Genomic DNA, 9,067 nt, shown 5'->3' with positions numbered 1-9,067 from the left:
ATCGCGAGCAAGCTCGCTCCCACAGGGGATCTCTTTACAGCTTCAAGGCTGCGCCAGGATTTCACCAATAGCCCGCCCCAAGGCATACTTGCCACCCTCCGCACTCCAGAACCCAAAGCCGCCCCATGCGTATCCACGTCAGCTTCATCGACCGCGTCGGCATCACCCAGGAAGTCCTGGCCTTGCTCGGTGGGCGCAATCTCAATCTGGATGCGGTGGAGATGGTGCCGCCCAACGTCTACATCGACGCCCCGACCCTCAGCCCGCAGGTGCTCGACGAGTTGCGCGAGGCACTGTTCAGTGTGCGCGGCGTAGAGTCGGTCACCGTGGTAGACATCCTGCCGGGCCAGCGGCGGCACTTGCAGCTCGATGCCTTGCTTGCGGCGATGACCGACCCGGTGCTGGCCCTCGACAGCGCCGGCAAGGTGCTGCTGGCCAACCCGGCGCTGATCGCCCTATGCGGGCGCGAACCGGCCGGGCAAAGCGTGGCCGAGCTGTTCGGCGACGCCGCGCTGCTGGACGCCTTGCTGGAAAACGGCTTTCGCTTGCCACTGCGGGAAATCACCCTCAACGGCCAGACCTTGTTGTTGGACGCCACTCCCATCACCGATGCCGGCGCGCTGCTGACGCTCTACCAGCCGAACCGCATCGGTGAACGCCTGTCGGCGCTGCATCACGATCACGCCGAAGGCTTTGACGCATTGCTGGGCGAGTCCCCGGCGATCCGCACCCTCAAGGCGCGGGCGCAACGGGTCGCGGCGCTGGACGCACCGCTGCTGATCCAGGGCGAAACCGGCACCGGCAAGGAACTGGTGGCCCGGGCTTGCCACGCCATCAGCGCCCGCCACGGCGCACCATTCCTGGCCCTGAACTGCGCCGCGCTGCCGGAAAACCTGGCCGAAAGCGAACTGTTCGGCTACGCCCCCGGCGCCTTCACCGGAGCGCAACGCGGCGGCAAGCCGGGGCTGATGGAACTGGCGAACCAGGGCACGGTGTTCCTCGACGAGATCGGCGAGATGTCACCGTACTTACAAGCCAAGCTGCTGCGCTTCTTGAACGATGGCAGCTTCCGCCGGGTCGGTGGCGACCGAGAGATCAAGGTCAACGTGCGGATTCTCAGCGCCACCCACCGCAACCTGGAGAAGATGGTCAGCGAAGGCTCGTTCCGCGAAGACTTGTTCTATCGCCTGAACGTGCTCAACGTCGAAGTCCCACCGCTGCGTGAACGCGGCCAGGACATCCTGCTGCTGGCGCGTTATTTCATGCAGCAGGCCTGCGCGCAGATCCAGCGCCCGGTCTGTCGGCTGGCGCCCGGCACATACCCGGCGTTGCTCGGCAACCGCTGGCCGGGCAACGTGCGGCAATTGCAGAACGTGATCTTCCGCGCCGCCGCCATCTGCGAAAGCAGCCTGGTGGACATCGGCGACCTGGACATCGCCGGCACCAGCGTGGCGCGCCAGGGCGATGTGGAGATCGAGAGCCTGGAGCAGGCCGTGGAAACCTTTGAGAAACACCTGCTCGAAAGCCTCTACGCCAACTACCCCTCCACCCGCCAGCTCGCCAGCCGCCTGCAGACCTCCCACACGGCGATTGCCCATCGGCTGCGCAAGTACGGCATTTCCGGAAAGCCATAAACCCGCCTGCAGGTCCCTGTGGGAGCGAGCTTGCTCGCGATGACGGTAGGCCAGTCAGCGATAGGGTGACTGATACGCCGCTATCGCGAGCAAGCTCGCTCCCACAGGGGTTCTTGTGTTGCGTTCGAAAGTAGCATCAAAAACGACCTCCACTGTACTGAAAGCGCTACAGCGGAACGATATCGCTACACTCGGCGCTAACCTGCACTGTGCAAGGCTTTGATCCCACAACGATTTTTTCCAGCCTTCAAGCCGTAGCGATTTCGCTACAGCCTGAAATGCCGAGCCTCGCAAAAAGCGGGTCAATCCATTGATATATAAAGGTTTACTAACATTGGCCACGTTCTTGCTAAGGGTATAGCCATTCGGCCGGGCCAAGCCCCGCGCCTTCTTCGCGTCCACCAGACGAAATCTGGCCCCAGGAGTTTCCATGAGCGAGTTGCGTTTTACTGAAGATCACGAATGGCTGCGCGCCGAAACCGACGGCACCGTCACCGTAGGCATTACCGCATTTGCGCAGAACGCGTTGGGCGACGTGGTTTTTGTGCAACTGCCTGAGTTGCAGGCCTACGCCAAAGGCGCCGAAGCCTCCACCGTGGAATCGGTCAAGGCCGCCAGCGGCGTGTACATGCCCTTGGATGGTGAAGTGCTCGAAGTGAACGACAAACTCGACGGCAGCCCGGAGCTGGTCAACGAGGATCCGATGGGCGAAGGCTGGTTCTTCCGTTTTAAACCGACCGATGCCGACGCAGTGGCTAAGCTGTTGGATCAAGACGCTTATGACCGCCTGATCAAAGCCAACGCCGAAGCCTGAGGAGCGCACCATGACCGTTAATCTCGGCACCGCCAACGAATTCATCGCCCGCCACATCGGCCCGCGTGCAGGCGACGAGCAAGCCATGCTCGAACGCCTGGGCTACGACTCCCTGGAAGCCCTGAGCGCCAGCGTCATCCCGGAAAGCATCAAGGGCACCAGCGTACTGGACATGGGCGACGGCCAGAGCGAAGCCGATGCACTGGCCTCGATCAAGGTCATCGCCGGCAAGAACCAGCTGTTCAAGACGTACATCGGCCAGGGCTACTACAACTGCCACACGCCGGCGCCGATCCTGCGCAACCTGCTGGAAAACCCGGCCTGGTACACCGCCTACACCCCGTACCAGCCGGAAATTTCCCAGGGCCGTCTCGAAGCGCTGCTGAACTTCCAGACCCTGATCAGCGACCTCACCGGCCTGCCGATCGCCAACGCCTCCCTGCTGGACGAAGCCACCGCCGCCGCCGAAGCCATGACCTTCTGCAAGCGCCTGAGCAAGAACAAGGGCAGCAATGCGTTCTTCGCCTCTGTGCACAGCCACCCGCAGACCCTCGACGTGCTGCGCACCCGTGCCGAGCCCCTGGGCATCGACGTGGTCGTGGGCGACGAGCGCGAACTGAGCGACGTCAGCGCATTCTTCGGCGCGCTGCTGCAATACCCGGCCAGCAACGGTGACCTGTTCGACTACCGCGAACTGACCGAACGCTTCCACGCCGCCAACGCCTTGGTGGCCGTCGCCGCTGACCTGCTGGCCCTGACCCTGCTGACGCCTCCTGGCGAGTTCGGTGCCGACGTCGCCATCGGCAGCGCCCAGCGCTTCGGCGTGCCGCTGGGTTTCGGCGGCCCGCACGCGGCCTATTTCTCCACCAAGGATGCGTTCAAGCGCGACATGCCGGGCCGTCTGGTCGGTGTTTCCGTGGACCGTTTCGGCAAGCCGGCCCTGCGCCTGGCGATGCAGACCCGCGAGCAACACATCCGCCGCGAGAAAGCCACCAGCAACATCTGCACCGCCCAGGTACTGCTCGCCAACATCGCCAGCATGTACGCCGTCTACCATGGTCCCAAGGGCCTGGTGCAAATTGCCAACCGCATCCATCACCTGACCGCGATCCTCGCCAAGGGCCTGGGCGCGCTGGGCCTGAGCGTCGAGCAGGAGAGTTTCTTCGACACCCTGACCCTGCACACCGGCGCGCAAACCGCCGCCCTGCACGACAAGGCCCGTGCCCAGGGCATCAACCTGCGCGTGGTGGACGCTGAGCGTGTTGGCCTGTCCCTGGACGAGACCACCAGCCAAGCGGATATCGAAACCCTCTGGGGCCTGTTGGCCGACGGCAAGGCCCTGCCGGACTTCGCGGCACTGGCCACCAGCGTGCAAAGCCGCATCCCGGCCGAGCTGGTACGCCAATCGGCGATCCTCAGCCACCCGGTGTTCAACCGCTACCACTCCGAAACCGAGCTGATGCGCTACCTGCGCAAGCTCGCCGACAAGGACCTGGCCCTGGATCGCACCATGATCCCGCTGGGTTCCTGCACCATGAAGCTCAACGCCGCCAGCGAAATGATCCCGGTGACCTGGGCCGAATTCGGCGCCCTGCACCCGTTCGCCCCGGCCGAGCAAAGCGCCGGCTACCAGCAATTGACCGACGAGCTGGAAGCCATGCTCTGCGCCGCCACCGGCTATGACGCGGTGTCGCTGCAACCCAACGCCGGTTCCCAGGGTGAGTACGCCGGCCTGCTGGCGATCCGCGCCTATCACCAGAGCCGCGGCGAAGACCGTCGCGACATCTGCCTGATCCCGTCCTCCGCCCACGGCACCAATCCGGCCACTGCCAACATGGCCGGCATGCGCGTGGTCGTGACCGCCTGCGATGCCCGTGGCAACGTCGACATCGAAGACCTGCGGGCCAAGGCCATCGAGCACCGCGAGCACCTCGCCGCGCTGATGATCACCTACCCGTCCACCCACGGCGTGTTCGAGGAAGGCATCCGCGAAATCTGCGGGATCATCCATGACAACGGCGGCCAGGTGTACATCGACGGCGCCAACATGAACGCCATGGTCGGTCTTTGCGCCCCAGGCAAGTTCGGCGGCGACGTCTCGCACCTGAACCTGCACAAGACCTTCTGCATCCCTCACGGCGGTGGCGGCCCAGGCGTTGGCCCGATTGGCGTCAAGTCACACCTGGCGCCATTCCTGCCAGGCCACGCCAACATGGAACGCAAGGAAGGCGCAGTGTGCGCGGCGCCGTTCGGCAGCGCGAGCATCCTGCCGATCACCTGGATGTACATCCGCATGATGGGCGGCGCGGGTCTCAAGCGCGCCTCGCAACTGGCGATCCTCAACGCCAACTACATCGCCCGTCGCCTGGAAGAGCACTATCCGGTGCTCTACTCCGGCAGCAACGGCCTGGTGGCCCACGAATGCATCCTCGACCTGCGTCCGCTCAAGGACAGCAGCGGCATCAGCGTCGATGACGTCGCCAAGCGCCTGATCGACTTCGGCTTCCACGCCCCGACCATGTCGTTCCCGGTGGCTGGCACGTTGATGATCGAGCCGACCGAAAGCGAATCCAAGGAAGAACTGGACCGCTTCTGCGACGCGATGATCTGCATCCGCGAAGAAATCCGCGCAGTGGAAAACGGCAGCCTCGACAAAGACGACAACCCGCTGAAGAACGCCCCGCACACCGCGGCGGAACTCGTCGGCGACTGGACTCATCCTTACAGCCGCGAACAGGCGGTGTACCCGGTGGCGTCGTTGATCGAAGGCAAGTACTGGCCGCCCGTGGGCCGGGTCGACAACGTGTTCGGCGACCGCAACCTGGTCTGCGCCTGCCCGTCGATCGAAAGCTACGCTTGACCATGAAGGGGGGCGGGCTAGGCTCGCCCTCTCAACAACACCGCAAACCTTGTGGAAGATCACTGCCTCAAGGAAACCCCATCCCCCTGTGGGAGCAAGCTCGCTCCCACAAGGGACCTGTACCCGACTTCATAATCGTCGATCCTCATAAAAAGAAACCGGAGAAACACCATGTCGTTAAGCGTGTTCGACCTGTTCAAGATCGGCATCGGCCCTTCCAGCTCCCACACGGTCGGCCCGATGCGTGCCGCGGCCCGTTTTGTCGAAGGGTTGCGTCGTGATGAGCTGCTCAAAACCACTGCCAGCGTCAAAGTCGAGCTGTACGGTTCCCTCGGTGCCACGGGCAAGGGCCACGGCAGCGATAAAGCCGTGCTGCTGGGCCTGGAAGGCGAACATCCCGACACCGTGGACACCGAGACAGTGACCGCCCGGCTCCAGGAGATTCGCAGCAGCGGTCGCCTGAACCTGCTCGGCGAACACACCATCGAATTCAACGAAAAATTGCACCTGGCGATGATCCGCAAACCGTTGGCCTACCACCCCAACGGCATGATCTTCCGTGCCTTCGATGCGGCGGGCCTGCAAGTGCGCAGCCGCGAGTACTACTCGGTGGGCGGCGGCTTTGTCGTCGATGAAGACGCGGCTGGCGCCGACCGTATCGTCGAAGATGCCACGCCCCTGACCTTCCCGTTCAAGAGCGCAAAAGACTTGCTGGCCCATTGCAGCACTTATGGCCTGTCCATCAGCCAGGTAATGCTGACCAACGAAAGTGCCTGGCGCCCCGAAGCCGAAACGCGCGCCGGCCTGCTGAATATCTGGCAGGTAATGCAGGATTGCGTAACGGCGGGCTGTCGCAACGAAGGGATCCTGCCGGGCGGGCTGAAGGTCAAGCGACGGGCCGCCGCGTTGCATCGCCAGCTGTGCAAGAACCCCGAGGCGGCATTGCGCGATCCGCTGTCGGTGCTCGATTGGGTCAACCTGTATGCCCTGGCCGTCAACGAAGAAAACGCCTTCGGTGGCCGGGTCGTCACCGCACCGACCAACGGTGCGGCGGGCATCATCCCAGCCGTATTGCATTACTACATGCGTTTCATTCCCGGGGCCAACGAAGACGGTGTGGTGCGCTTCCTGCTGACCGCCGCCGCCATCGGCATCCTGTACAAGGAAAACGCCTCCATCTCCGGTGCTGAAGTCGGTTGCCAAGGGGAAGTCGGCGTGGCCTGTTCCATGGCAGCCGGCGCACTGTGCGAAGTGTTGGGCGGTACCGTGCAGCAAGTAGAAAACGCCGCCGAAATCGGTATGGAACACAACCTCGGCCTGACCTGCGACCCCATCGGCGGCCTCGTCCAGGTGCCCTGCATCGAACGCAACGCCATGGGTTCGGTGAAGGCCATCAACGCGGTGCGCATGGCCATGCGTGGCGACGGCCATCACTTCGTCTCCCTCGACAAGGTCATCCGCACCATGCGCCAGACCGGCGCCGACATGAAAAGCAAATACAAGGAGACCGCCCGCGGCGGTCTGGCGGTCAACATCATCGAATGCTGATGCGTGCCACTTTCATTTTCCAGGAGCTGATATGTCCACCGAACAACTGTTGAAAACCCCGCTGCACGCACTGCACCTCGAACTCGGCGCCCGTATGGTGCCGTTTGCCGGCTACGACATGCCGGTGCAATACCCATTGGGCGTGATGAAAGAACACCAGCACACCCGTGATCAGGCTGGCTTGTTCGACGTGTCCCACATGGGCCAGATCCGCCTGACCGGCGCGGATGCCGCCAAGGCACTGGAAACCCTGGTGCCGGTGGACATCATCGACCTGCCCGTGGGCATGCAGCGCTACGCGATGTTCACGAACGACAACGGTGGCATCCTTGACGACCTGATGGTCGCCAATCTGGGCAACGATGAACTGTTCCTGGTGGTCAACGCCGCCTGCAAGGACCAGGACCTGGCTCACCTGCAAGGGAAAATCGGCGACCAGTGCAGCATCGAGCCGCTGTTCGAAGCCCGTGCCCTGCTCGCCCTGCAAGGTCCTGCCGCCGTCACCGTACTCGCGCGCCTGGCGCCGGACGTGGCAAAAATGACCTTCATGCAGTTCCAGCGCGTCACGCTGCTGGGCGTGGACTGTTTTGTCAGCCGTTCGGGCTACACCGGTGAAGACGGTTTCGAAATTTCCGTGCCGGCGGCCGATGCGGAGAAACTCGCCCGCGCCCTGCTGGCCGAGCCAGAGGTGGCCGCCATCGGTCTTGGCGCCCGAGACTCGCTGCGCCTGGAAGCCGGCCTGTGCCTTTACGGCCACGACATGAACACCGAGACCACGCCCATTGAAGCCAGCCTGCTCTGGGCGATCTCCAAGGTCCGCCGGGCCGATGGCGCACGTGCCGGGGGCTTTCCGGGGGCGGAAACCGTCTTTGCCCAACAACAGAACGGCGTAAGCCGCAAACGCGTCGGCCTGCTGCCCCAAGAACGCACACCGGTGCGCGAAGGTGCGGAGATTGTCAACGAAGCCGGCGAGATCATCGGCACCGTTTGCAGCGGCGGTTTCGGGCCGACGCTGGGTGGTCCGTTGGCGATGGGCTATCTGAACAGTGCCTATGTGGCTTTGGATACGCCAGTCTGGGCCATTGTGCGTGGGAAAAAAGTGCCTTTGCTTGTAAGCAAAATGCCATTCGTTCCACAGCGCTACTACCGCGGTTGATTGACTGTTTCTATAAGTAACGCGGTTGCGTTATACGTGCACTAATGTGTAACGCAACCGCCATAAAAAGGTGCATCTAGTGATATTCAACCGGGCTTATAACGCCACGGAACAATCGGACTAGCCTTTTGAATAAGCCTTCCCGCCGGAACATCTAAAACACCGGCAAGCTGAGCAAATCCGGGCTTTTCAGGGGGGGTTGTTTTTTCGTTGGAAGTTGGCGTAGAGTTTGGTCACTGTGTTTGCATGGGTCGCTTGGAACGTGACCTGGGCAGTAGCCTACAAAGTTAGCTACAACCCGTTCGACGTTATCTTACTTTCCTGCAACCCAGCCCCAGTACTCTTTCGCCTGGAAAGAGGCTGTCATTAATTTAGCGTCAAGGAAATAAGAAAATGGCTGAACGTCAGAGCGGTACCGTCAAGTGGTTCAACGACGAAAAAGGTTTTGGTTTCATCACCCCTGAAAGCGGTCCGGATCTGTTCGTGCATTTCCGCGCCATCCAGGGCAACGGCTTCAAGAGCCTGAAAGAAGGCCAGAAAGTCACTTTCGTTGCCGTGCAAGGCCAGAAAGGCATGCAGGCTGACGAGGTTCAAGCCGAAGGCTAAGCTTTCGCAAATTAAAAAGCCCCTGATTGATATCAGGGGCTTTTTTATGGGCGTAAATCCGTAAAATGGCTTCTTTTTCGTTCGAGGCCGTCATGTCGAAACACGTGCTCACCCCCCAGGGTGGCTTTCCCCCCGCCGGCCTGGGCCGTCGCCTGGCTGCGATGTTTTATGACTTCCTGCTGTGCACCGCGCTGCTGATCGTCACCGGTGGCGTATACAAGATGGTCCAGATGGCAATCATCGGCGAAGAAAAGATGCGCGCCCTCACCGACGCCGGGGCGCTGGACGGCGATCCACTGCTGTCCACCGTGCTGCTGTTCGTGCTGTTCGGTTTCTTCGCCAAGTTCTGGACCCACAATGGCCAGACCCTGGGCATGCAGGTGTGGTGCATCCGCGTGCAGAACGCCGATGGCACGGCCATCAGCCTGTGGCAGGCGTTGTTGCGGTTC

General features: G+C 62.4%; 7 protein-coding genes. All 7 read left to right on the top strand.

Annotated elements, in window-relative coordinates:
- Window positions 1-125 precede the first annotated feature (125 nt).
- The gene (locus OC610_RS15145; RefSeq protein WP_264428749.1) at window positions 126-1,634 is read left to right on the top strand and encodes a sigma-54-dependent transcriptional regulator; all 1,509 of its coding nucleotides are present in this window, start codon (window positions 126-128) and stop codon (window positions 1,632-1,634) included.
- 430 nt (window positions 1,635-2,064) lie between these two features.
- Window positions 2,065-2,448, top strand: coding sequence for a glycine cleavage system protein GcvH (gene gcvH, locus OC610_RS15140; RefSeq protein WP_264428747.1), 384 nt, complete (start codon window positions 2,065-2,067; stop codon window positions 2,446-2,448).
- Between the two features lie 10 nt (window positions 2,449-2,458).
- Entirely contained in the window at window positions 2,459-5,308 is a 2,850-nt protein-coding gene (gene gcvP / locus OC610_RS15135; RefSeq protein ID WP_264428745.1) for an aminomethyl-transferring glycine dehydrogenase, read from the top strand.
- 171 nt (window positions 5,309-5,479) lie between these two features.
- Window positions 5,480-6,856 (top strand): L-serine ammonia-lyase, encoded by a 1,377-nt coding sequence (locus OC610_RS15130; RefSeq protein ID WP_264428743.1) that lies wholly within the window; start codon window positions 5,480-5,482, stop codon window positions 6,854-6,856.
- Window positions 6,857-6,887: 31 nt separating this feature from the next.
- The gene (gene gcvT / locus OC610_RS15125; protein ID WP_264428740.1) at window positions 6,888-8,012 is read left to right on the top strand and encodes a glycine cleavage system aminomethyltransferase GcvT; all 1,125 of its coding nucleotides are present in this window, start codon (window positions 6,888-6,890) and stop codon (window positions 8,010-8,012) included.
- A gap of 393 nt (window positions 8,013-8,405) precedes the next feature.
- A complete protein-coding gene (locus OC610_RS15120; RefSeq protein ID WP_003365337.1) occupies window positions 8,406-8,618 on the top strand; it encodes a cold-shock protein in 213 nt (70 codons plus the stop codon).
- A 92-nt stretch (window positions 8,619-8,710) separates the two neighbouring features.
- Window positions 8,711-9,067 (top strand): RDD family protein (locus tag OC610_RS15115; RefSeq protein WP_264428734.1); only part of this gene is annotated, 357 nt, incomplete at its 3' end.

This window comes from Pseudomonas agronomica, assembly GCF_025917275.1.
GTDB lineage: Bacteria > Pseudomonadota > Gammaproteobacteria > Pseudomonadales > Pseudomonadaceae > Aquipseudomonas > Aquipseudomonas agronomica.
Note: the sequence above shows the minus strand (reverse complement) of the source record. Positions and strands in the feature narration are given on the sequence as shown.

What these genes read in the sequence shown, in the direction of transcription:
- gcvT (WP_264428740.1), top strand. Translation starts at nt 6,888, where the DNA reads ATGTCCACCGAACAACTGTTGAAAACCCCGCTGCACGCACTGCACCTC.
- gcvP (WP_264428745.1), top strand. Translation starts at nt 2,459, where the DNA reads ATGACCGTTAATCTCGGCACCGCCAACGAATTCATCGCCCGCCACATC.
- OC610_RS15145 (WP_264428749.1), top strand. Translation starts at nt 126, where the DNA reads ATGCGTATCCACGTCAGCTTCATCGACCGCGTCGGCATCACCCAGGAA.
- OC610_RS15130 (WP_264428743.1), top strand. Translation starts at nt 5,480, where the DNA reads ATGTCGTTAAGCGTGTTCGACCTGTTCAAGATCGGCATCGGCCCTTCC.
- OC610_RS15120 (WP_003365337.1), top strand. Translation starts at nt 8,406, where the DNA reads ATGGCTGAACGTCAGAGCGGTACCGTCAAGTGGTTCAACGACGAAAAA.
- gcvH (WP_264428747.1), top strand. Translation starts at nt 2,065, where the DNA reads ATGAGCGAGTTGCGTTTTACTGAAGATCACGAATGGCTGCGCGCCGAA.